21 protein-coding genes are annotated in these 23,234 nt (G+C 69.0%); 11 read left to right on the top strand and 10 right to left on the bottom strand.

The features are described 5' to 3' along the window. Nucleotides 1–362: 362 nt before the first annotated feature. The 4 genes from CG719_RS22720 (at nucleotide 363) to CG719_RS22735 (ending at nucleotide 4,170) form a co-directional block, all read left to right on the top strand. On the top strand, nucleotides 363–1,046 hold the full coding sequence (locus tag CG719_RS22720) for a PadR family transcriptional regulator (protein ID WP_100570512.1): 684 nt from the start codon (nucleotides 363–365) through the stop codon (nucleotides 1,044–1,046). A gap of 44 nt (nucleotides 1,047–1,090) precedes the next feature. Further along, nucleotides 1,091–2,173, top strand: a complete 1,083-nt coding sequence (locus tag CG719_RS22725) for an inositol-3-phosphate synthase (RefSeq protein ID WP_100570513.1) — start codon at nucleotides 1,091–1,093, stop codon at nucleotides 2,171–2,173. 101 nt (nucleotides 2,174–2,274) lie between these two features. Next, a complete protein-coding gene (locus tag CG719_RS22730) occupies nucleotides 2,275–3,552 on the top strand; it encodes an MFS transporter (RefSeq protein WP_100570514.1) in 1,278 nt (425 codons plus the stop codon). Between the two features lie 111 nt (nucleotides 3,553–3,663). Further along, complete coding sequence (locus CG719_RS22735; protein ID WP_100570515.1) at nucleotides 3,664–4,170, top strand: LppU/SCO3897 family protein; 507 nt, start codon at nucleotides 3,664–3,666, stop codon at nucleotides 4,168–4,170. A 107-nt stretch (nucleotides 4,171–4,277) separates the two neighbouring features. Here the strand turns inward: CG719_RS22735 and CG719_RS22740 are convergent, their stop codons facing one another. Then, nucleotides 4,278–5,750, bottom strand: a complete 1,473-nt coding sequence (locus CG719_RS22740; RefSeq protein ID WP_100570516.1) for a CCA tRNA nucleotidyltransferase — start codon at nucleotides 5,748–5,750, stop codon at nucleotides 4,278–4,280. Between the two features lie 320 nt (nucleotides 5,751–6,070). Between CG719_RS22740 and CG719_RS22745 the strand changes: the two genes are divergently transcribed. From CG719_RS22745 to trxA, 7 genes are all read left to right on the top strand, one after another. Next, nucleotides 6,071–8,548 (top strand): DUF6049 family protein, encoded by a 2,478-nt coding sequence (locus CG719_RS22745; protein ID WP_100570517.1) that lies wholly within the window; start codon nucleotides 6,071–6,073, stop codon nucleotides 8,546–8,548. A gap of 45 nt (nucleotides 8,549–8,593) precedes the next feature. Continuing rightward, nucleotides 8,594–10,921 carry a murein biosynthesis integral membrane protein MurJ gene (gene murJ, locus CG719_RS22750; protein WP_100570518.1) on the top strand — a complete coding sequence of 776 codons (2,328 nt, stop codon included), beginning with the start codon at nucleotides 8,594–8,596 and terminating at the stop codon, nucleotides 10,919–10,921. A 118-nt stretch (nucleotides 10,922–11,039) separates the two neighbouring features. Further along, nucleotides 11,040–12,761, top strand: coding sequence for a protein kinase family protein (locus CG719_RS22755; protein ID WP_100570519.1), 1,722 nt, complete (start codon nucleotides 11,040–11,042; stop codon nucleotides 12,759–12,761). A gap of 26 nt (nucleotides 12,762–12,787) precedes the next feature. Next, entirely contained in the window at nucleotides 12,788–13,528 is a 741-nt protein-coding gene (gene sigM, locus CG719_RS22760; protein WP_100570520.1) for an RNA polymerase sigma factor SigM, read from the top strand. After that, complete coding sequence (locus CG719_RS22765) at nucleotides 13,525–14,400, top strand: hypothetical protein (RefSeq protein WP_100570521.1); 876 nt, start codon at nucleotides 13,525–13,527, stop codon at nucleotides 14,398–14,400. The genes sigM and CG719_RS22765 overlap by 4 nt, the downstream gene beginning before the upstream one ends. Before the next feature lie 179 nt (nucleotides 14,401–14,579). Beyond that, nucleotides 14,580–15,551: a thioredoxin-disulfide reductase gene (trxB, locus tag CG719_RS22770; protein ID WP_100570522.1), complete on the top strand. Its 972-nt coding sequence runs from the start codon at nucleotides 14,580–14,582 to the stop codon at nucleotides 15,549–15,551. A gap of 41 nt (nucleotides 15,552–15,592) precedes the next feature. Then, complete coding sequence (trxA, locus tag CG719_RS22775) at nucleotides 15,593–15,925, top strand: thioredoxin (protein ID WP_100570523.1); 333 nt, start codon at nucleotides 15,593–15,595, stop codon at nucleotides 15,923–15,925. Between the two features lie 112 nt (nucleotides 15,926–16,037). Here trxA and CG719_RS22780 read toward each other — a convergent pair whose 3' ends face one another. From CG719_RS22780 to rpmH, 9 genes are all read right to left on the bottom strand, one after another. Beyond that, nucleotides 16,038–16,655, bottom strand: coding sequence for a GNAT family N-acetyltransferase (locus CG719_RS22780; protein WP_100570524.1), 618 nt, complete (start codon nucleotides 16,653–16,655; stop codon nucleotides 16,038–16,040). Between the two features lie 323 nt (nucleotides 16,656–16,978). Then, nucleotides 16,979–18,097, bottom strand: a complete 1,119-nt coding sequence (locus CG719_RS22785) for a ParB/RepB/Spo0J family partition protein (protein WP_100570525.1) — start codon at nucleotides 18,095–18,097, stop codon at nucleotides 16,979–16,981. Next, nucleotides 18,094–19,167 (bottom strand): ParA family protein, encoded by a 1,074-nt coding sequence (locus CG719_RS22790; protein WP_100570526.1) that lies wholly within the window; start codon nucleotides 19,165–19,167, stop codon nucleotides 18,094–18,096. Before CG719_RS22790 ends, CG719_RS22785 begins: the two co-directional genes overlap by 4 nt. Nucleotides 19,168–19,419: 252 nt before the next feature. Beyond that, the gene (gene rsmG / locus CG719_RS22795; RefSeq protein WP_100570527.1) at nucleotides 19,420–20,136 is read right to left on the bottom strand and encodes a 16S rRNA (guanine(527)-N(7))-methyltransferase RsmG; all 717 of its coding nucleotides are present in this window, start codon (nucleotides 20,134–20,136) and stop codon (nucleotides 19,420–19,422) included. A 116-nt stretch (nucleotides 20,137–20,252) separates the two neighbouring features. Beyond that, nucleotides 20,253–20,765: a Jag family protein gene (locus tag CG719_RS22800; RefSeq protein ID WP_100570528.1), complete on the bottom strand. Its 513-nt coding sequence runs from the start codon at nucleotides 20,763–20,765 to the stop codon at nucleotides 20,253–20,255. A gap of 15 nt (nucleotides 20,766–20,780) precedes the next feature. Then, entirely contained in the window at nucleotides 20,781–22,061 is a 1,281-nt protein-coding gene (gene yidC / locus CG719_RS22805; RefSeq protein ID WP_100570529.1) for a membrane protein insertase YidC, read from the bottom strand. Nucleotides 22,062–22,064: 3 nt separating this feature from the next. Beyond that, a complete protein-coding gene (yidD, locus tag CG719_RS22810) occupies nucleotides 22,065–22,418 on the bottom strand; it encodes a membrane protein insertion efficiency factor YidD (RefSeq protein ID WP_100570530.1) in 354 nt (117 codons plus the stop codon). Further along, nucleotides 22,415–22,786 (bottom strand): ribonuclease P protein component, encoded by a 372-nt coding sequence (gene rnpA, locus CG719_RS22815; RefSeq protein ID WP_100570531.1) that lies wholly within the window; start codon nucleotides 22,784–22,786, stop codon nucleotides 22,415–22,417. Before rnpA ends, yidD begins: the two co-directional genes overlap by 4 nt. A gap of 21 nt (nucleotides 22,787–22,807) precedes the next feature. Continuing rightward, nucleotides 22,808–22,945, bottom strand: a complete 138-nt coding sequence (gene rpmH, locus CG719_RS22820) for a 50S ribosomal protein L34 (protein ID WP_003956500.1) — start codon at nucleotides 22,943–22,945, stop codon at nucleotides 22,808–22,810. Nucleotides 22,946–23,234 lie beyond the last annotated feature (289 nt).

Genomic DNA, 23,234 nt, shown 5'->3' on the forward strand with positions numbered 1-23,234 from the left:
GCCTGGAGACGGCGGCTGTTTTCCGGTCCCCCCGAAGTACGGATGTGGTCGGTCACGCATTCACCCGTACCGCACCGGGAGCGAGGACGATCCCCAGGCGTCACTCGGTTCCCGGCGATGTGCATGGCGCACAGACTACGCACTGGCTAAACCCGGTGAGCCCCGAAGTTCACCCCAAACCAGGCAACTTGCCTCCGACCGACCGGCGATGTGATCCCGTTCACTCCGCCCCCTCTTGTCGCATGCGGGGGTGGGATCTATCGTCGTGATGTATCGACTCGATACATCAGTGCGAGATAAGCAGCGTCACGGCACCCGGAGCGGCCCCGCCGCCACCGGATCGCGGCAGAGAGGAGGCGACGATGGGCCGGCGTTCCGGCATCCTCGAGTTCGCCGTACTCGGCCTGCTCCGCGAATCCCCGATGCACGGCTACGAACTGCGCAAACGGCTCAACACGTCACTGGGCGTGTTCCGTGCGTTCAGCTACGGGACGCTCTATCCCTGCCTCAAGACGCTGGTCGTCAACGGCTGGTTGATCGAGGAGCCGGGAAGCGCTCCTGAGGACGCCGTCTCCGCCGCACTCGCGGGCCGACGCGCCAAAATCGTCTACCGGTTGACGGCCGAAGGTAAGGAGCACTTCGAGGAGCTGCTCTCGCAGACGGGCCCCGACACGTACGAGGACGAGCACTTCGCCGCTCGATTCGCCTTCTTCGGGCAGACGTCGCGCGACGTACGCATGCGCGTACTGGAGGGCCGCCGCAGCCGGCTGGAGGAGCGTCTGGAGAAGATGCGCGCCTCCCTGGCACGCACCCGGGAGCGCCTCGACGACTACACACTCGAGCTCCAGCGCCACGGAATGGAGTCCGTGGAGCGCGAAGTGCGCTGGCTGAACGAGCTCATCGAGAGCGAGCGGGCCGGGCGGGACCTCAAGGGTTCCGTCTCCGGGGGTCCCGCCTCGCTGGACACCACCACTGGAGCGACGGGCGGCCTGCCCCGGTCCGGGGAGTCTTCCCGGCCGGATACGCCCGACGACACCGCCACGTGAGGTCCCGTCGGGGCTTCACCGATTACACACAGGGAGCAACCGGAATGGGTTCGGTTCGCGTAGCCATCGTCGGCGTGGGCAACTGCGCCGCGTCGCTGGTGCAGGGCGTCGAGTACTACAAGGACGCCGACCCGGCGTCCAAGGTCCCGGGCCTCATGCACGTGCAGTTCGGCGACTACCACGTGCGTGACGTCGAGTTCGTCGCCGCCTTCGACGTCGACGCGAAGAAGGTCGGCCTGGACCTCGCGGACGCCATCGGCGCCTCCGAGAACAACACCATCAAGATCTGCGACGTGCCCAGCACCGGTGTGACGGTTCAGCGCGGCCACACCCTCGACGGTCTCGGCAAGTACTACCGGGAGACCATCGAGGAGTCCGCCGAGGCTCCGGTCGACGTCGTCCAGATCCTCAAGGACAAGCAGATCGACGTCCTGGTCTGCTACCTGCCCGTGGGCTCCGAGGACGCGGCGAAGTTCTACGCCCAGTGCGCCATCGACGCCAAGGTCGCCTTCGTCAACGCGCTCCCGGTCTTCATCGCCGGCACCAAGGAGTGGGCGGACAAGTTCACCGAGGCGGGCGTCCCGATCGTCGGCGACGACATCAAGTCGCAGGTCGGCGCGACCATCACGCACCGCGTCATGGCGAAGCTGTTCGAGGACCGCGGTGTCATCCTGGACCGCACCATGCAGCTGAACGTCGGCGGCAACATGGACTTCAAGAACATGCTGGAGCGCGACCGGCTGGAGTCCAAGAAGATCTCCAAGACCCAGGCCGTCACCTCCCAGATCCCCGACCGGGACCTCGGCGAGAAGAACGTCCACATCGGCCCGTCCGACTACGTGGCCTGGCTCGACGACCGCAAGTGGGCGTACGTCCGCCTCGAGGGCCGCGCCTTCGGCGACGTCCCGCTGAGCCTGGAGTACAAGCTCGAGGTCTGGGACTCCCCGAACTCCGCCGGTGTCATCATCGACGCCCTGCGCGCCGCGAAGATCGCCAAGGACCGCGGCATCGGCGGCCCGATCCTGTCGGCGTCCTCGTACTTCATGAAGTCCCCGCCGGTGCAGTACTTCGACGACGAGGCCCGCGTGAACGTGGAGAAGTTCATCCGCGGCGAGGTCGAGCGCTAGAGAGCGCTTCACAAAACCGCTCCTGCCAGGGCTGTTGGGCCCCCGTCCGTGTACGCCTCGCGTGCACCCGGGGGCCCTCCCACATGTGAGGCTGTCACCCCATGGCCGTCGTCCGTGACCTGCGCGTCCTGCTGCGCTTGAGGAACTTCAGGCGCCTGCTCGCCGTGCGCGTGCTCTCCCAGAGCGCCGACGGCGTCTACCAGGTCGCGCTCGCCACCTATGTCGTCTTCTCCCCGGAGAAGCAGACCTCGCCCGCCGCGATCGCCTCCGCGATGGCGGTGCTGCTCCTGCCGTACTCGCTGATCGGCCCCTTCGCGGGCGTCCTGCTGGACCGCTGGCGCCGTCGCCAGGTCTTCCTCTACGGCAACCTGGCACGGGCCGTGCTGGCGACGGCCACGGCCGTGTTGATGGTCGCCGCCGTACCGGACTGGCTGTTCTACGTCTCCGCGCTGTGCGTCACCGCCGTCAACCGCTTCGTGCTCGCCGGGCTGTCCGCCGCGCTGCCGCGCGTGGTCGACGCCGAGCGGCTGGTGATGGCCAACTCCGTGTCGCCGACCGCCGGTTCCCTGGCCGCTTTCGCGGGTGGCGGCCTCGCCTTCGCCGTGCGGCTGGTGGGAGCGGATTCCGACGCGGCCGTGGTGCTGCTGGGCGCCGCCCTGTATCTGTGCGCGGCCCTGACCTCGCTGCTCATGGCACCGGACCTGCTCGGGCCCGACCGCGAGCCGCGGCGGCCACGGCTGGGCGCGGCGCTGAACGTCACCGCGCGCGAGCTGATGGCGGCCGTACGGCACCTCGTCGCGCCGTCCCGGCGGCAGGCCGCCTGGGCGCTGGCCTCGATGACGCTGATGCGGTTCTGCTACGGGGCACTGACCGTCCTGGTGCTGATGCTGTGCCGCTACGGCCTGACCTCGAACACACGGGACGGGCTGCGTCTGCTCGGGCTGGCGCTGGCTCTCTCCGGCGCGGGGTTCTTCGCGGCGGCCGTGATGACACCGTGGGCGGCGGGCCGGCTCGGACCGTCCGGCTGGATCGCCGTGTGCGCCGGCTCCGCCGCGGTCCTCGAACCCGCCCTCGGCCTGCCGTTCGCCACCGGCCCCCTGCTCGTCGCGGCGTTCGTGCTGGGGCTGACCACCCAGGGCGCGAAGATCGCCACGGACACGATGGTGCAGTCCGCGGTGGACGACGGTTTCCGCGGCCGGATCTTTTCCGTGTACGACGTGCTGTTCAACGTGGCGTTCGTCGGCGCCGCGGGGGTCGCCGCGCTGATGCTGCCACCGGACGGCCGCTCGTCCGCGCTCGTCGTGATGGTCGCCGTGTTCTACGGGGCAGTTGCGGCCGCTATGACACGCTTTGCAGGCCGACAAGTGTCACGTCAATGACACAGAGCCCCACCGGGTTACAGCAGTGTCAGTCCCGGCCTGTAACTTACGTGCGTCTTATTTCGACAGCATGTTCTTGCCGTCATGCACTAGTTCCAGGGGGACCCCCGAATGACCACTCCGCCGCCGCCCCAGGGCCAGAACCCGCACGCTGAGGCGCCCACCGCTCCCATGGGGCAGCAGGCCGGTCAGCCTGGAGCCCCGCAGCAGCCGTACCCGCCGCAGGCGCCGTACGCCCCCTTCCCGCAGCAGCAGGGTGCCCCGGTCCCGCCGCCCGTTCCGCCGAAGTCCGGGGGCAAGAAGGTGCTGGGCGTCCTCGGCACGATGGGCCTCATTGCCGCCGTCCTCCTCGTCAAGTTCGGCATCGGCTGGTGGTTCACCCAGACCGACGCCGAGACGACCTCGGTGGGCGCCTGCCTGCACAACAAGGGAACCGACTCCCACGCCGACCTCAAGGAGGTCGACTGCTCGTCCGGTGAGGCCGAGTACAAGGTGATCCAGAAGTTCGACGGCTCTTCCGACGAGAACAAGTGCGAAAGCGTCAAGGGGTGGACCGTCTCCTACGTCCAGTCCGGAGGCGGACACGACGTGGTGCTGTGCCTGACGGAGACCAAGTAACACCCGCTTGACCCATGACGAAGGGGCGATGTTTCACGTGAAACATCGCCCCTCGGCGTTTCCCGGGCTCGTGTTTCACGTGAAACACGAGCCCTTTCCACGCACCCTCAGCCCTGCTGCTCCTGCTCGGCCCACCACTCCTTGAGGGCCGCCACCGCCGCGTCGTGCCCCATCGGGCCGTTCTCGAGTCGCAGTTCCAGCATGTACTTGTACGCCTTGCCGACGGCCGGTCCGGGCTTGACGCCGAGGACCTCCATGATCTGGTTGCCGTCGAGGTCCGGGCGGATCGCGTCGAGCTCCTCCCGCTCCTGGAGCTCGGCGATGCGCTCCTCCAGGCCGTCGTACGCCCGGGACAGTGCTGCCGCCTTGCGCTTGTTGCGGGTGGTGCAGTCCGAGCGGGTCAACTTGTGAAGGCGGTCGAGCAGCGGGCCGGCATCGCGGACATAGCGGCGGACAGCCGAGTCCGTCCACTCGCCGGTGCCGTAGCCATGGAAACGCAGATGGAGTTCGACCAGCCGCGAAACGTCCTTCACCAGCTCGTTGGAGTACTTCAGCGCGGTCATGCGCTTCTTGGTCATCTTCGCGCCGACCACTTCGTGGTGGTGGAAGGAGACCCGGCCGTCCTTCTCGAAGCGACGGGTGCGCGGCTTGCCGATGTCATGCAGAAGGGCGGCGAGGCGCAGCGTCAGGTCGGGTTCCTCCTCCAGCTCCATCGCCTGCTCCAGCACGATCAGCGTGTGGTCGTAGACGTCCTTGTGCCGGTGGTGCTCGTCGCTCTCAAGACGCAGGGCGGGCAGCTCGGGCAGCACATGGTCGGCGAGACCGGTGTCGACGAGCAGGGACAGGCCCTTGCGCGGGTGAGCCGACAGGATCAGTTTGTTCAGCTCGTCCCGGACCCGCTCGGCCGAGACGATCTCGATACGTCCCGCCATCTCCTTGATCGCCGCGAGAACCTCGGGGGCGACTTCGAAGTCGAGCTGGGCGGCGAAGCGCGCGGCCCGCATCATGCGCAGCGGGTCGTCGGAGAAGGAATCCTCGGGTGTGCCCGGAGTGCGCAGCACCCGTGCCTCGAGGTCGCCGATCCCGCCGTGCGGGTCGATGAACGTCTTCTCCGGCAGCGCCACGGCCATGGCGTTGACCGTGAAGTCACGGCGGACGAGGTCCTCCTCGATGGAGTCGCCGTACGACACCTCGGGCTTGCGCGAGGAGCGGTCGTAGGCCTCCGACCGGTAGGTGGTCACCTCGATCTGGAAGCACCGGTCGACATCCCCGACACGGGCCTGCTTCTGCGCCCCGACCGTGCCGAAGGCGATCCCGACCTCCCAGACGGCGTCCGCCCAGGGCCGCACGATCTTCAGTACGTCCTCGGGGCGGGCGTCGGTCGTGAAGTCCAGGTCGTTGCCGAGCCGGCCGAGCAGCGCGTCCCGGACCGAGCCGCCGACCAGGGCGAGAGAGAACCCGGCCTCCTGGAAACGGCGCGCGAGGTCGTCGGCGACAGGGGCGACCAGCAGCAGCTCGCTCACCGCGCGCTGCTGCACCTGGCTCAGGGCAGGGGAAGTGTCTTCGTTGGCGTTCGGCACAACAGAAAAGGGTACGTGGCCCGGGCGCCCGACCGCGCCGACATTGTTCGGCACCGGCCGCGGCGGATGCGCGGCAACAACACCGCACGGGACGCGGCGGCGGCTCCCCTTTATTACCTGCTCAAGCTCTCCTTATTACCTACGCAACCTGCGCCTTTGTGACGTAACGAACAGCATCCCTGGATACGGGCATATCCAGGGCGTCCACCCGCGTCCAGCGATCTTGAAACCGCCTCCGAGGCACTTCCCCCCGGCGCACATCGTTACCATGCGTGGACGCACATTCCGACGACCACTGACGACGAGGGACGGGCGAGCGCGTGGCCGAGGCGGCAGACTTCCAGGGGACCAGTCCCTCACCTGCCCGCCGAAGGCTGCGGCGTGCCGGGGCGCTGCTCACCGGAGCACCGCTGCTGGCCGCTCTGCTCCAGCTGCCCGCCACCCCGTCCGCACAAGCCGCCGGGCAGGAGTCCCCGCAGACCGCGTCGGGCTCGCGCACGGTCGCCGTCTCAGTCGACTCGTTCAGCCCCAGCGCCCCCACGGACGGGGACACGCTGACCGTGTCCGGCACCGTGACGAACAAGGGCAAGCAGGCCGTCACCGACGCCCACGTGGGCCTGCGCGTAGGCCCGGAGCTGGACACCCGCTCGGCGATCGACTCCGTGGCCCAGCGCACCAGGTTCGATCCGGGCGCCGACGGCCCCGAGGTCGGCGACAAGTACGCCCAGAAGTTCACGCAGCTCGCTCCGGGCGTCGCGGAGCACTTCAGCATCTCCGTGCCGGTCGACAAGCTGAACCTCGGCGCGAACGGGGTCTACGAGTTCTCCGTCTCACTGTCCGGCCAGACCTCCGTCCAGCCCTGGGAGCAGGTCCTGGGCATCCAGCGCACGTTCCTGCCGTGGCAGCCGAACGACGCGGGCACGAAGACCAGGACGACCTATTTGTGGCCGCTGGTGTCCAGCGTCCACCTGACGGCCGAGACGGGCCCCGGGGCACAGCAGACGCCGGTCTTCCTCGACGACGACCTCGCCAAGGAGCTCGCGCCCGGCGGACGCCTGGAGCGGATGCTGTCGCTGGGCAAGGACCTCGACGTCACCTGGGTGATCGACCCCGACCTGCTGGCGTCCGTCGACGCCATGACCCGCAACTACCGCATCCAGACCGCGGACGGCACGCCCGTGCCGGGCACCCACCAGGATGTCGCCAAGAAGTGGCTCGCCGAGCTCCAGCAGGCGGTGGCGGGCAAGGACGTCGTGGCGCTGCCCTTCGCCGACCCGGACCTGGCCTCCCTCGCCCACCACGGCACGAGCGTCACCGGCTCGCTGAGCCAGCTCAAGGACGCCACCGACGTCGCCGCCAGCACGGTGGAGACGGTGCTCCACGTGAAGCCGAGCACGGACTTCGCCTGGCCCGTGGAGGGCGCCGTCGACCCGTCGATCGTCAAGGTCGCCACCTCCGCGGGCGCCGACAGGATCATCACGCGCAGCGACAGCCTCCAGGAGACCGGCGGGCTGTCGTATACGCCCTCCGCCGCCCGCCCGATCGGCGGCGGCACCACGGCGATCGTCGCGGACGCCCGCCTGTCGACGGCGTTCGAGGGCGACCTGACGCAGGCCGGCGCCAGCACACTCGCCGTGCAGGAGTTCCTCGCCCAGAGCCTGGAGCTCGACAGCCAGACGAGCCGGCAGCGCAGCATCGTCGTGGCCCCGCAGCGCATGCCCAGCGCGAGCCAGGCCCAGGCCATGGCGCAGGCGCTGACGGCCCTCCGGCAGAGCAACTGGTCCCAGTCGCAGGACCTGGCCGCGGCCGCCGCGGCCAAGCCGGACCCCGGCGCCACCACGAAGATCCCGTCCGCCGCGGACTACCCCTCCTCGCTGCGCAGGAAGGAACTCAGGCCGGCCGCCTTCGGGGCGATCGCCAGGACGCAGGACAAGGTCGACAACTTCCGGGTCGTCCTGACCGACCCGTCCCGGGTCGTCACGCCCTTCGGGCGGGCCATGAACCGGGAGATGGCCACGTCGTGGCGCGGCCGGTCCGGCGGGGCGAGGGACTTCCGGAACGGCGTGGAGGCGTACCTCGACGACCTCTCCGAGCAGGTCAAGCTGATCGACAAGTCGGAGACGAAGCTCTCCGGACGCAGCGCCACGATCCCGGTGACCGTGCAGAACAACCTGGTGCAGGGCGTCGACCACCTGATGCTGCGGCTCACCTCGACCAATCCCACCCGCCTCAAGATCGGCGGCAAGGCGTACTCGGAGCAGTCCGTCGCGGTCGCCGGCGGGCACACCCAGTCCGTGAAGTTCACCACGTCGGCCAACGCCAACGGCCCCGTGACGGTGGTCGCCCAGCTCTACACGCAGGACGGCCAGGAGTACGGCGCGCCGGTCACCTTCGACGTGAAGGTCACCGAGATCACGGCCACGGTGATGCTGGTCATCGGTGGCGGCGTCCTGCTGCTCGTCCTCGCCGGCTTCCGCATGTACACCCAGCGCAAGCGTGCAACGGCCAAGGAGGCGGCCCACGACCCCCAGGGTCCTCAGGACGCCGAGCACGCCGAGCGCGCAGAGGAAGCGCGGGACGGCGAGGACGGCGCCGGAGAGGCCGGCGACGGCGCGGACGGGCCGGAAGGCGTCGAGCCGGAGAACCCCGAAGGCACCGCCGGTCGTCCCGCAGAAGGCACAGAAGAGTCCGGCACCCGGTCCCGGGCGGACGACCCGGAGCAGCCGAGTGACCCGACACCGGACACCGCGGCGGAAAGCACAGACCCGTCCGGCACGGGTGAGAAGGTGGACCGTTGAGGATGTCGTGGCCCGGAGGGCCCGGGACGATGAGGTGGGGTAAGCATGAACGCGCCGTACGACGGTGACCGCGGCCAGGCCGTGGGCGGCTCGGGCCACCCCGACGCGCCGCCGCCCGGACACGGCCAGACGCCGCCGGAGCCCCCCGCGGACATGTACCTCCAGGACGCCTACGACGACGACCCCTACCGGGCGCAGGACCTCACCGCCCAGGACCCGGTCGGCGAGGCGCTGTACGACCGCGCCGCGCACCCTCCGCCGCCCCCGGGCCCGAACGGGCCGCAGCAGCCGCTCTACGGCCGCCCCGCGCAGTCGCCCCACGCCCCCGACCCGCGCGTGTGGGCGCAGACCCCGCCGCCGGAGCCGTCGGGAACCACCCAGTACCTGCCGCACGGCGAGGATCCCCGGACCACCGAGTTCGTCGGCGTCGACGACCTGGTCAGCCACTCCGGCGAGGACCACCACGAGCCGGACGCCTTCGCCCACCTCTTCCGCGACCAGCAGCAGGGCGGTCCGGACACGCGTCAGGGCGGCTACGGCCACCAGGGCCCGGGACAGCACGGCTACCGGCCACCGCAGGACATGGGCGGACGCCCGCGGATGGCGGTCCCCTCGGTTCCCGGTCCCGCCCCGGCCCCGGCCGCCGGTCAGGGACCGATGGGGCCGTACGCGCCCGCACCGGCCGTCGCCGAGGCCCCTGCCCCGGAAGCCGAGCCAGCCCCCGCTCCGGCGGCGAAGAAGGGCGGGAAGGCCTCGGGACTGCTGCAGTCGAGCGCCGTCATGGCGGCGGGCACGATGGTCTCCCGGCTCACCGGGTTCATCCGCTCGGCGATGATCGTGGCCGCACTGGGCACGGCCCTGCTCGGCGACACCTTCCAGGTGGCCTACCAGCTGCCGACGATGATCTACATCCTGACCGTCGGCGGCGGCCTGAACTCCGTGTTCGTCCCGCAGCTCGTCCGTGCCATGAAGGAGGACGACGACGGGGGCGAGGCGTTCGCCAACCGGCTGCTCACCCTGGTGATGGTCGCGCTCGGCGCGCTCACCGCCCTCACGATGTTCGCGGCGCCGCTGCTGGTCCGGATGCTCTCCAACTCGGTCTCCGGCAATCCGGCGGCCAACGAGGTCGGCATCACCTTCACCCGGTACTTCCTGCCCTCGATCTTCTTCATGGGCGTCCACGTGGTGATGGGGCAGATCCTCAACGCCCGGGGCAGATTCGGCGCCATGATGTGGACGCCGGTCCTGAACAACATCGTCATCATCTTCACACTCGGCACGTTCCTGTGGGTCTACGGCACGTCCGCGAACTCCCACATGACCGTCACGAACATCCCGCCGGAAGGCCAGCGCCTGCTCGGCGTCGGCGTGCTCCTCGGCCTCGTCGTGCAGTCACTCGCGATGATCCCGTACCTGCGCGAGACCGGGTTCAGGCTCCGCCTGCGCTTCGACTGGAAGGGGCACGGTCTCGGCAAGGCCGCGATGCTGGCCAAGTGGACCGTCCTCTTCGTCCTCGCCAACCAGGCGGGCGCCCTGGTGGTCACTCAGCTGGCCACCTCCGCGGTCGCCAGCACGCACATCGACGGCACCGGCTTCAGCGCCTATGCCAACGCCCAGCTGATCTGGGGCCTGCCCCAGGCCATCATCACGGTCTCGCTGATGGCGGCCCTGCTGCCGCGCCTCTCACGCTCGGCCGCCGAGAACGACACCGGCGCCGTCCGCGACGACGTCTCGCAGGGTCTGCGCACGACGGCGGTCGCCATCGTGCCCATCTCCTTCGGGTTCCTCGCCCTGGGCATCCCCATGTGCACGCTGATCTTCGGCTCCTCGGGAACCGCGGCCGCCACCAACATGGGCTACATGCTGATGGCCTTCGGACTCGGCCTGATCCCGTACTCCGTGCAGTACGTCGTCCTGCGCGCCTTCTACGCCTACGAGGACACCCGCACGCCCTTCTACAACACGGTGATCGTGGCCGCGGTCAACGCGGGTGCCTCGCTCCTGTGTTACTTCCTGCTTCCGGCCCGCTGGTCCGTGGCCGGCATGGCGGCCGTGTACGGTCTCGCATACGCGATCGGCGTCGGTGTCGCCTGGCGCCGGCTGCGACAGCGGCTGGGCGGCGACCTCGACGGTTCGCGTGTCCTGCGGACGTACGCGCGGCTGGGCATCGCCTCGGTGCCGGCGGCACTGATCAGCGGCGCGGCCTGCTACGGCATCGGCCACACGCTGGGCCAGGGCGTCTTCGGGTCGTTCGTCGCGCTGCTGGCCGGTGGCGCACTGCTGCTCGGGGTCTTCTTCGTCGCCGCCCGCCGGATGCGCATCGAGGAAATCAACGGGCTCGTGGGTATGGTCCGCGGGCGCCTGGGGCGTTGAGTCGGGGGTAGGCGCACAACCATCGTCCGCAGCTGTGTGTCGTGCATAGCGCCGGACTGTGGGCACAATTGGATTCGGCGTCGGACAGCGCGCGATGGATGGGGAGGCAGGAGCGACGGTGGCGGAACGGATCACGGCTGCCGTCGACGTGGCAGACAACAGCGGCGAGCAGCCGCTGACCGCCAAGGCGGACCAGTCCACGTCCGACGGGGTGGCCCAGCACCGGGAGCGGGGCACGGACAACGAAGAGGCACAGGGGAGCGACGGGACGGAGAGTCCCGGGAGGAAGACCTCACCACCCGATCTTCACAGCGGTCACAAGCTGGCCGGACGCTACCGCCTCGAGGAGTGCGTCACCCGTCTGGACGGATTCAGCAGTTGGCGAGCCGTCGACGAGAAACTCCGTCGCGCCGTCGGGGTGCACATCCTGCCGGCGGACCACACGCGAGCGCGGTCCGTGCTGGCCGCGGCCCGCTCCTCCGCCCTGCTCGGCGACCCCCGCTTCGTGCAGGTCCTCGACGCCGTCGAGGAGGACGACCTCGTCTACGTCGTCCACGAGTGGCTGCCGGACGCGACGGAGCTGACCACGCTTCTGGCCTCGGGCCCTCTGGAGCCGCACGACGCCTACCAGTTGGTCAGCCAGATCGCGTCCGCCATGGCCGCCGCGCACCGCGAGGGCCTGGCCCATCTGCGACTGAACCCCAACGCCGTACTGCGCACCTCCACCGGTCAGTGGCGGGTCCGCGGTCTCGCCGTGAACGCGGCGCTGCGCGGCATCAGTTCCGACACCCCGCAGCGCACGGACACGGAGGCGATCGGCGCACTGCTGTATGCGGCGCTCACCCAGCGCTGGCCGTACGAGAGCGACGCCTACGGCATGTCCGGCCTGCCCAAGGACATCGGTCTCATCCCCCCCGACCAGGTGCGCGCGGGCGTCCACCGCGGCCTGTCCGAACTCGCCATGCGTGCCCTCGTCAACGACGGCGCCACCGCCTCCCGCCACGAGTCGGCGTGCACCACCCCGGAGGAACTGGTCAAGGCAATCGGCGAGATGCCGCGCGTCCGGCCGCCGGAGCCGACGTTCACCGCGCCGCCGGAGTACCAGGGCACCTCCTACCAGCAGGGCGCGTACGGCCGTCCGGCTCCGCGCCCCGGGGTCACCCAGCCGGTCCCGACCCCGCCGCCCCCGCTGCAGAGCCGCACCGGCAAGGCCCTGAAGTGGGCCGTCTCGGCCCTCCTCATCGCCGCCCTGGGCCTGGGCAGCTGGCAGCTCGCGGACGCCCTGCTGGGCCAGGGCGGCAAGTCCGACGACACCCAGACGCAGACTCAGGACGACACCGACAAGAAGGACACGAAGCCGAAGCCGGCCCAGCCGCTCAAGATCTACGGCGCGCAGGAGTACGTCGCGAAGGGTGATGCCCAGCACCCCGCCGATGTCGGCAAGACATACGACGGGGACAGCTCGACGTACTGGCGCACCTCCAGCTACAAGGAGGGGCCGGACTTGAACCCGGTCTTCAAGCCCGGTGTCGGCATCGTCTACGACCTCGGTTCGGCGCAGGAGGTCTCCTCCGCGTCCATAGCGCTCCTGTACGGCAATGACCACACGACCGTCACGTTGTACGGCACGGACTCGATGAGTTCGTCGGTGCCGATCACCTCGATGACGAAGCTGGGGTCCGTGACGACGACCGGCACCACCGCAGAGGTGAAGGTGGTCAAGCCGGTGAAGACCCAGTACGTGCTGGTGTGGTTCACCGCTCTGCCGTACGCCCCAGGTGACGCGTACAGCAACCCGGGATACAAGCAGGCTGTGACGGACCTCAAGTTCACCGGCTGAGTACGGACGCGAGGGGGAGGCATCCTGTGGCGGACGGCACCATATATGGCGACGTAAGCGATCAGGACCTCCTGGCCCGTCACGTGGAGGGCGACCGCGAGGCCTTCGGTGAGCTGGTGCGCCGTCACCGTGACCGGCTCTGGGCGGTCGCCCTGCGCACGCTGGGCGACCGTGAGGAGGCCGCTGACGCCGTGCAGGACGCGTTCGTCTCCGCCTACCGGGCCGCCGGCACCTTCCGCGGCCAGTCGGCCGTCACGACCTGGCTGCACCGGATCACGGTGAACGCCTGCCTGGACCGGGTCCGCAAGGCCGCCTCCCGCAAGACCTCCCCTGTGAACGACACCGAACGCCTGGAGCAGTTGCTGGAGCCGCACGAGTCGGCCTCGGCGCCTGCCGAGAGGAACGACGTGCAGCGGCAGCTCGTCGAGGCGCTGGGCACTCTCCCGCCGGATCAGCGGGCCGCCCTGGTGCTCGTGGACATGCAGGGCTATCCGGTGGCCGAGGCCGCCCGCATCCTCGATGTGCCGAGCGGGACGGTGAAGAGCCGTTGCGCCCGGGGCAGAGCGAGACTCCTGCCGCTGCTCACCCATCTGCGCCCGAGGCGCACGCGTGAGGAGAAGGAATCGGGCGCGGGACGGAACCGGGCGCAGGGGACATCCGTCCCACCGAAGACGGATCCTGAAGGCACGCGCCCCGAGGGCAGAGACGCGCAGGGCAAAGGATCAGGCGATTCAGCTGCTGTGAAGGGCGGAGGTGGGCGAGCGTGACATCCACGACAGACGCGGCCGGGCACCCGGACGTCACCGAGATCTCCGACCTCACCGAGGGCCTCCTCGCCCCCGCCCGGGCCGACGACCTCCAGCGGCATCTGGACGAGTGCGAGTTGTGCGCCGACGTCCACGCGTCGCTGACGGAGATCCGTGGTCTGCTCGGCGCCCTGCCGGATGTGCCCGCCATGCCGGCCGACGTGGCGGCCCGAATCGACGCGGCCCTTGCAGCCGAGGCCCCAGTGGCCGGGCCCCCGCTCACAGGTGGCGCGCGTGTTTCACGTGAAACATCGGCCGTGGACCGTCCCTCCGGCCGTCCTCGCGCCGCCAGCACCGGCCCGGGTCGTAGGACAGGGACCCGCCGGGGACGCCGCAGGGTCGCCGTTCTCGGCTCCGTCGTCGCCCTCGCCGCCCTGGGGGTGACATCCGTGGTTCTGGCGACGCTCCACGACGACAAGCCATCCGACACGACGGCGCACGATCGTCCAAGCGCGTCCGCGGACACCTTCTCCGCGAGCACCCTCAAGAGCGAGGTCGCCGATCTCCTCGCCCAGGAGCAGCCGCCGCGCAGAGACGCCCACACACCCCATGACTTCGGGGTGGAATCCGCTGCCGGTACCGACAGGCCCAAACTGCTGAAGAGCCCGCCGCCGACCGTCCCCTCGTGCGTACGGCAGGGCATCAACGACAGCGGCGTCCCGCTCGCCGCCCGGGCGGGTACCTATGACGGCAAGGACGCCTATCTCGTCGTGCTCCCCGATGCCTCCGGCGACAGCAGCCGCGTCACGGCCTACCTGGTCGATGCGACCTGTGTCCGCCACCAGGCGGTCACGGTCAAGGTGTTGCTGTCGCGCTCCTACGCGCGTTCCTGAGCCCGCACGCTCGGTCCTCGCGCCGCGTGGCATCGCATGACATCCCGTGCGCTGTCGCGCCACCGTGTGCCCCGGCACACCGGGAATGCCTGCCCCTTAGGATCCGTTGGGTGGGGTGAGAGCTATGAGAGAGGCTCCCCCCGGCCGTAGGACACAGTCCAGAGACGAGGAATCAAGCCGTGAGCGATGTCCGTAACGTGATCATCATCGGCTCCGGGCCCGCCGGCTACACGGCGGCGCTCTACACCGCGCGCGCGTCGCTGAAGCCGCTGGTTTTCGAGGGTGCGGTCACCGCGGGTGGTGCCCTGATGAACACCACCGACGTGGAGAACTTCCCCGGCTTCCGTGACGGGATCATGGGCCCCGAGCTCATGGACAACATGCGTGCGCAGGCCGAGCGTTTCGGCGCCGAGCTGATCCCGGACGACGTGGTCTCCGTCGACCTGAGCGGTGAGATCAAGACCGTCACGGACACCTCGGGCACGGTGCACCAGGCGAAGGCCGTCATCGTCACCACCGGCTCGCAGCACCGCAAGCTCGGCCTGCCGAACGAGGACACGCTCTCCGGCCGCGGCGTCTCCTGGTGTGCCACCTGCGACGGCTTCTTCTTCAGGGAGCAGGACATCGCCGTGATCGGTGGCGGTGACACCGCCATGGAGGAGGCGACCTTCCTCTCCCGGTTCGCCAAGTCCGTCACCGTCGTCCACCGCCGGGACACCCTGCGCGCCTCCAAGGCGATGCAGGAGCGCGCCTTCGCCGACCCGAAGATCAAGTTCGTCTGGGACAGCGAGGTTGCGGAGATCCAGGGCGACCAGAAGCTCTCCGGACTGAAGCTGCGCAACATCAAGACCGGCGAGCTGTCGGACCTTCCGGTGACCGGTCTGTTCATCGCCATCGGCCACGACCCGCGCACGGAGCTCTTCAAGGGCCAGCTGGACCTGGACGAGGAGGGCTACCTGAAGGTCGACTCGCCGTCCACCCGCACCAACCTGACCGGTGTCTTCGGCGCCGGCGACGTGGTCGACCACACCTACCGCCAGGCAATCACCGCGGCCGGCACCGGCTGCTCCGCCGCCCTCGACGCCGAGCGCTTCCTCGCGGCTCTCGCGGACAACGAGCAGAAGGCCGAGCCCGAGAAGTCCACCGTCTGAGCCCCCACCACCCCACCGCACGACCAATTAAGGAGCCCGCTGTGGCCGGCACCCTGAAGAACGTGACCGACGACTCCTTCGAGCAGGACGTCCTGAAGAGCGACAAGCCCGTCCTGGTGGACTTCTGGGCCGCCTGGTGCGGTCCCTGCCGCCAGATCGCTCCGTCCCTCGAGGCGATCGCCGCCGAGTACGGCGACAAGATCGAGGTCGTCAAGCTCAACATCGACGAGAACCCGGGCACCGCCGCCAAGTACGGGGTCATGTCCATTCCGACCCTGAACGTCTACCGGAACGGCGAGGTCGCCAAGACCATCGTGGGGGCGAAGCCCAAGGCCGCGATCATCCGCGATCTCGAGGACTTCGTCGCCGAGTAAGCATGGCGGGGCCGCCGAGACGGCGGCGATGTTTCACGTGAAACACGAATGGGCCAACCCTGAGGGGTTGGCCCATTCGCATGTCGCAGTTCGTCTGTAGCAGGCAGCTCGCTTACAGCGGCCTCAGCGCCGGTTCCTTCTGCACCGCTCCCAGAAGCCGGTCGATCGCCATCTCCACGTCTTCCTTCCAGGACAGCGTCGACCGCAACTCCAGCCGAAGCCGCGGATGGGCTGGATGGTGCCGGACCGTCTTGAACCCCACGGCCAGCAGATGGTCGGCGGGGAGCACGCAGGCGGGCTCCTTCCAGCGGGCGTCCCCGAATGCCTCAATGGCCTTGAAGCCCCGCCGCAGCAGATCCTTCGCAACCGTCTGGACCATGACACGACCCAGCCCCTGCCCCTGATAGCCCGGCATGATGAACGCGGTCATCAGCTGCACGGCGTCCGGAGAGACGGGGCTCGTGGGAAAGGCCGTGGAACGAGGGACATAGGCGGGGGGAGCATAGAGCACGAAACCCACGGGCACGTCGTCGACGTAGACGACCCGACCGCAGGATCCCCAGTCCAGCAGGACGGCGGAGATCCACGCTTCCTTTTCCGCCGTGACCGTGCCGGCCTTCAGCGCTGCCTCACCACTGACGGGGTCCAGCTCCCAGAAGACACACGCACGGCAGCGCTGGGGGAGGTCTTGAAGGTTGTCCAGCGTGAGCGGTACGAGCCGACGGCCCATGAAGGCTGTTCCTCGCTTCCTTCGCCCGCGGCGCCACGCGCGGCTGTCAGAGCGCTGCGTTCCTTGAGGAGGCTGCCGACAAATCCGCCGACCGCACCCAGCCCCAAGACCGCGCCGAGCATTCCGGTGCGGCTCACCGTTCGCATGCCCTGCCTCCCTCTAGAGGTACCGCCGGGTGGATGCGTCATACCCGAACGCATCGTATCGACGATGCGATTGCATCGATACCGCCTGAAAGCAAAGAGCGGGCCGTGTTCCGGTACACACCGGACACGACCCGCCTGTGCCGAGCGATCGAGCCGAACCCATCCCATCGGACGGGCTCAGCCCTCCATCTCCTCCTCCGGCTCTTCGCCATCCAGAAGACTCTGCTGCATGACTGGGCCCTCGCCCGGAGCCAGCGTGCCGAGGATGCGCTCCAGGTCCTCCATGGAGGCGAACTCGACGGTGATCTTGCCCTTCTTCTGCCCCAGGTCGACCTTCACCCGCGTCTCGAAACGGTCGGACAGACGCGTCGCGAGGTCGGACAGGGCCGGGGAGACCCGACCTCCGGCACGCGGCCCCTTGGACCGAGGGGCCGCCGTCGGCCGCGACCCCATCAAGGTCACGATCTCCTCGACCGCCCGCACCGACAGTCCCTCGGCGACGATCCGATGGGCAAGCCGGTCCTGCTCCTCCGAGTCCTCGACGGAGAGCAGCGCCCGCGCATGTCCCGCCGAAAGAACTCCGGCGGCGACCCGACGCTGCACGGCCGGGGAGAGCTTCAGCAGACGCAGGGTGTTGGAGACCTGCGGGCGGGACCGGCCGATCCGGTCCGCCAGCTGGTCGTGCGTGCAGTTGAAGTCCCTCAGCAGCTGGTCGTAGGCGGCTGCCTCTTCCAGCGGGTTCAGCTGGGCCCGGTGCAGGTTCTCCAGCAGGGCGTCCAGGAGAAGCTTCTCGTCATCCGTCGCGCGCACGATCGCCGGGATGGCCGCGAGCCCTGCCTCACGGCAGGCCCGCCAGCGCCGCTCACCCATGATGAGCTCATAGCGCGCCGGGCCGAGCTGCCGGACGACGACGGGCTGGAGAAGCCCGACCTCCTGGATGGAGGTGACGAGCTCGGCCAGCGCGTCCTCGTCGAAGACCTCACGCGGCTGGCGCGGGTTGGGCGTGATGGCGTCGAGGGGGATCTCGGCGAAGTGGGCGCCCATCACCGACGCGGTCACCTCAGCCGAGCTGCTCGCCTGCGGCTGCGCTGTTTCACGTGAAACAGAGGGCAGCGTGGTCACCTTCGCCGCCGCCACCCCCCGGTCACCGCGGTCACCCGTCAGCACCGGGACAGCCGAGGACGACGCGGAGCCCGCGCCTCCTGCCGTCGCCGGAGCCGGCGGCTTCTCCCCGGTCGGGGCAGCGGGGATCAGCGCGCCAAGACCGCGACCCAACCCCCTCCGTCGCTCACTCACTGAATCCCCTCCACCATGTTCGGATCACCCTGTGCGCTGGCGTGGGCGTGCGTGGCGTCGTAGCTGACACCAACGCCCCTCAGCGCGATTTCTCGTGCCGCTTCCAGATAGGAGAGGGCACCGCTTGACCCTGGATCGTAAGTCAGCACCGTCTGCCCGTAGCTCGGCGCCTCGGAGATACGGACCGAGCGAGGAATGCTCGTCCGCAGCACCTCCTCACCGAAGTGGCTGCGCACCTCTTCCGCGACCTGGGACGCCAGGCGCGTCCGGCCGTCGTACATGGTGAGCAGGATGGTCGACACATGCAGGGTGGGGTTGAGATGCCCCCGGACCAGGTCGACGTTGCGGAGCAGCTGCCCCAGGCCCTCCAGCGCGTAGTACTCGCACTGAATCGGGATGAGAACCTCCTGGCCGGCGACGAGCGCGTTGACCGTCAGCAGGCCGAGCGAGGGCGGGCAGTCGATGAGGATGTAGTCCAGCGGCTGCTCGTAGGCCTGGATCGCCCGCTCAAGCCGGCTCTCCCGCGCCACCAGGGACACCAGCTCGATCTCCGCACCGGCGAGATCGATCGTGGCAGGAGCGCAGAAGAGACCCTCGACATCGGGGACGGGCTGGACGACCTCGGCCAGCGGCCTGCTCTCCACCAGGACGTCGTAGATGGAGGGGACATCGGCGTGATGGTCGATACCCAGCGCCGTGGAGGCATTGCCCTGCGGGTCGAGGTCGATCACCAGGACACGGGCACCGTGCAGAGCCAGCGAGGCGGCAAGGTTGACGGTCGTCGTCGTCTTGCCCACGCCGCCCTTCTGGTTGGCCACCACCATGACTCGGGTTTGTTCGGGCTGGGGCAGACCCTCGCCGGCGCGGCCCAGAGCCTCGACCGCCAGTTGGGCAGCACGACCGATGGGAGTGTCGTCCATCGGGGGCGGCGTTTCACGTGAAACATCCTCCCCCATCGATTCGGTACGGGGACCGGGGACCGGATCGGTCATCGGTCCCGCAATGTTGGCGTCGGACCGCAAGGATTCACTCTCCTCGACTTCAGGCTCGCAATGCACAGAGCCTCCCATGCCTTCGGGGTCGTGAACCAGTGAGGCCTGACGTTCTGTGGAGAAATCCACCTCTGTGGACAACCCTGATCCCTGTCCGAGTGAACCGAGAGGCTTGCGGTCGCGAGGTTTGGCCGCAGCGCGACCACGGTCGATGATGCCGTGCAGCAGTGAGCGACGTTTCACGTGAAACACGATGCACAGCGGCCGAGGTCGGACTGTCGCGACACTCCGGCATGCGGAGGTTTGGCAGCTTGTGTGGAGTACGACCGGCTATCGGCGCCGTCGTGTCCGACCCGTCCGCGCCGCCTTCGCCCGCTTGGCCGCGAAGCGCACGCCACCCGGGCTCTCCCCGACCTCGACCCGCACGACGGTGGAGCACGGATCCACGACGCCCTCACCCACATGCAGGATGGACGTCTCCACCGCGCCGAGCTTACTCAGGGCAGTGGCCGCGCTCTTCAGCTCCTCCTCGGCGGTGTCCCCCTTGAGGGCCAGCATCTCCCCGTAGGGACGCAGCAGCGGGATGCCCCACGTCGCCAGGCGGTCCAGCGGCGCCACCGCGCGAGCGGTGACCACGTGGACCGGCGGAAGCTGGCCCATCACTTCCTCGGCACGCCCCCGGACAACGGTGACGTGGTCGAGACCCAACAGCTCCACGACCTCGGTGAGAAAGTTGGTGCGCCGCAGCAGCGGCTCCAGCAGCGTGATCTTCAGGTCCTCGCGGACCAGGGCCAGGGGAATGCCGGGCAGACCGGCGCCCGAGCCCACGTCGCACACCGTCACGCCCTCGGGAACCACCTCCGAGAGCACGGCACAGTTCAGCAGATGCCGCTCCCACAGACGGGGTACCTCACGCGGGCCGATCAGCCCTCGCTGCACTCCTGCCTCGGCCAGCAGCTCGGCGTACCGGACCGCATCCGTGAAGCGATCACCAAATACGTCACGTGCCTGCTCGGGCGCAGGGGGGAGCTCCGCTTCCGCCGTCACGGGGACCGTCCTTCCGTACCGCATCGGCGCTCTCGGCGCCGACCATCAGAACTACCAGGCTGACAAAGTACGGCCCCGCCTGCGCAACAGACGGGGCCGGTGGAACGTGGGACCGCTCAGGCGGGAAGCACGACGACGAAGCGCTGCGGCTCCTCGCCCTCCGACTCGCTGCGCAGGCCGGCGGCCTTGACCGCGTCGTGCACGACCTTGCGCTCGAACGGAGTCATCGGCTGCATCTTCACCGGCTCGCCACTGCTCTTGGCCTCGGCGGCGGCCTTCGCACCCAGCTCGGACAGCTCGGTCCGCTTCTTGGCGCGGTAGCCCGCGATGTCCAGCATCAGACGGCTGCGGTCGCCGGTCTCCCGGTGCACGGCCAGGCGCGTGAGCTCCTGCAGTGCCTCCAGCACCTCGCCGTCCCGGCCGACCAGCTTCTGCAGGTCGCGACCGCTGCTGTCACTGATGATCGAGACAGAGGCGCGGTCGGCCTCGACATCCATGTCGATGTCACCGTCGAGGTCGGCGATGTCCAGTAGACCCTCGAGGTAGTCCGCCGCGATCTCGCCCTCCTGCTCCAGGCGGGTCAGGGCGTCCGCGCCCTCGGCAGCGGCGGAGGTGGTGCCTTCCGTCACGGGATGGGCTCCTTCTTACTTCTTGGACGGGGACTTGGGCCGCTGCGGACCCTTGCGCTGTCCGGACTGGGCCTTGCTGCGGGTGCCGTTGCCGGGCTTCGAGGCGGCCTTCTTGCCCGCCGCGGCCGGAGCGTCCTCCGGCTCGTCGGACTTGGTCAGCGACAAGGACTCCGTCGCCTCCTCGGCCGGCTTCGTGCCGCCCGACTGACGCTGCGCCTTGCTCTGCCGCTTGGGCTGCTGGCGCCGGGGAGCGGTAGCGGTGGCGGTAGTGGTCGTTCCGTCCTCGGCCTGCGCCACGGCGGCGTTCTCGCCCTTCATCACGGAGCCGTCCGACTGGGCCGCGAGACCCGCCTTGTTCAGACCGTTGATGAACTTGCGCTCGAACTCGTTGCGGTCACGACCCTTGACCACGATCGCCTTGACGATGGCCTTCTCCCGCCGGTTGCGGGTCTTGCCATGGTGCGAGACGTGCTTGAAGAGCCGCTCCAGGTAGGCGGCCTGGGCCTTGGAACCCGGGGTGGGGTTGTTGTGGATGACGTACATCTGCTGGCCCATGGTCCACACGTTGGTGGTCAGCCAGTAGACGAGGACACCGACGGGGAAGTTGATGCCGAAGATGGCGAACATGACCGGGAAGACGTACATCAGCATCTTCTGCTGCTGCATGAACGGCGTCTTCACCGTCGTGTCGACGTTCTTCGTCATCAGCTGGCGCTGCGTGTAGAACTGCGACGCCGACATCAGGATGATCATGACTGCGGTCACCACGCGGACGTCGGTCAGCGTGGCGCCGAGCGCGGTGACCTTGTCGGTGCTGTCCATGAACTTCGCGGCGAGCGGCGCCCCCACGATGTGCGCCTTACGGGCACTGGCCAGCAGCTGATCGTCGATGACACCGATCGTCTTGCCCGTCGCGATGCCGTTGAGCACGTGGTACAGGGCGAAGAAGAACGGCGACTGCGCCAGGATGGGAAGGCACGAGGAGAGCGGGTTGGTACCCGACTCCTTGTAGAGCTTCATCATCTCTTCGGACTGGCGCTGCTTGTCGTTCTTGTAGCGCTCCTGGATCTTCTTCATCTCGGGCTGGAGCGTCTGCATCGCCCGGGTCGCCTTGATCTGCTTCACGAAGAGCGGAATCAGGCAGACGCGGATCAGAATCACCAAGGACACGATGGACAGGCCCCAGGCCCACCCGGTGTCAGGGCCGAAGATCGTGCCGTACACCGTGTGGAACTGGACGATGACCCAGGAAACGGGTGTCGTGATGAAGCTGAAGAGGCTGGCAATCGTGTCCACTAATCATGCTCCTTGGGCATGGGACGAGGTCTCTGCGGCCGGGACCGCCGGCATCTTCCCGTCGGTGGCCGTTTCGGCGGCGGAGGACCCGCCCCTGCGCGCACGCCAGGCGTCACGCAGCATTTCGTGCCACCGCGGACGCTTGCGCGGCGGAACATGGTCCACACCGCCGAGCGACCACGGATTGCACCGTAGGATGCGCCACGCTGTGAGCGCCGTTCCCTTGATCGCACCGTGCCGGTCGATGGCCGTGTAGCCGTAGTGGGAACACGATGGGTAGTACTTGCACACCGGCCCGAGCAACGGGCTGATGGTCCACTGGTACAGCTTGATCAGAGCCAGCAGCGGGTACTTCATCGCGTGCCCCCTCCCAGCAGCCGTCGAAGGGCGGCATCCAGGTCTCGGGCCAGCTGTGCGTGGTCGGCGTCGCCCGCACCGGGCAGCGCTCGTACGACTACCAGGCTACCGGGGGGCAGCAAGGCGACTCGGTCGTGCATCAGATGGCGAAGTCTGCGCTTCACCGCGTTGCGGACGACCGCGCCGCCCACCGCCTTGCTCACGACGAAACCCGCACGCGACGGGGGAGCGCTCTCCCCTGGCGCGTGCGGGTCCGTGGCACCGCTGCGTAGATGGACGACGAGAAGCGGGCGTCCGGCTCGACGCCCTCGTCGTACCGCGGTCGCGAAGTCCTCGCGCCGCCTCAGCCGGTTCTGGGTGGGCAGCACGACGTCATGACCTGACCGGAATCAGGCGGACAGACGGGCGCGACCCTTGCTACGGCGAGACGCGAGAATCGCGCGGCCGGCACGGGTGCGCATACGCAGCCGGAAGCCGTGGGTCTTCGCGCGACGACGGTTGTTCGGCTGGAAGGTGCGCTTGCTCACTCGGGGGCTCCAGAAAGAATCAGTAGTGGCGGGGTGCCGTCCTGGCTGTCACCGTGCGCCCACGAGTAGCTCGCAGTAACGCCCAAGTGCACCGCTGTCCGATCACCCTTGACGTGATCTGTGCCCTTCGGAGGCAGGCGGCAGCAGCCATCGACAACTCGACCTGGGTACGGTACGCGCGGCTGGGCCATCCGGTCAAACCCGCCTCCCCCGAGGGACACTGTCCACAGGCTGGGGACAACGACTTGAACCGCAGCCGTCACGCTGACTACCGTGACTGGACTCCGAT

It is taken from the genome of Streptomyces sp. CB01373 (genome assembly GCF_002803075.1).
Lineage (GTDB): Bacteria > Actinomycetota > Actinomycetes > Streptomycetales > Streptomycetaceae > Streptomyces.

What these genes read in the sequence shown, in the direction of transcription:
- CG719_RS22720 (WP_100570512.1), top strand. Translation starts at nt 363, where the DNA reads ATGGGCCGGCGTTCCGGCATCCTCGAGTTCGCCGTACTCGGCCTGCTC.
- CG719_RS22725 (WP_100570513.1), top strand. Translation starts at nt 1,091, where the DNA reads ATGGGTTCGGTTCGCGTAGCCATCGTCGGCGTGGGCAACTGCGCCGCG.
- CG719_RS22730 (WP_100570514.1), top strand. Translation starts at nt 2,275, where the DNA reads ATGGCCGTCGTCCGTGACCTGCGCGTCCTGCTGCGCTTGAGGAACTTC.
- CG719_RS22735 (WP_100570515.1), top strand. Translation starts at nt 3,664, where the DNA reads ATGACCACTCCGCCGCCGCCCCAGGGCCAGAACCCGCACGCTGAGGCG.
- murJ (WP_100570518.1), top strand. Translation starts at nt 8,594, where the DNA reads ATGAACGCGCCGTACGACGGTGACCGCGGCCAGGCCGTGGGCGGCTCG.
- CG719_RS22780 (WP_100570524.1), bottom strand. Translation starts at nt 16,655, where the DNA reads ATGGGCCGTCGGCTCGTACCGCTCACGCTGGACAACCTTCAAGACCTC.
- CG719_RS22790 (WP_100570526.1), bottom strand. Translation starts at nt 19,167, where the DNA reads ATGGGAGGCTCTGTGCATTGCGAGCCTGAAGTCGAGGAGAGTGAATCC.
- yidD (WP_100570530.1), bottom strand. Translation starts at nt 22,418, where the DNA reads ATGAAGTACCCGCTGCTGGCTCTGATCAAGCTGTACCAGTGGACCATC.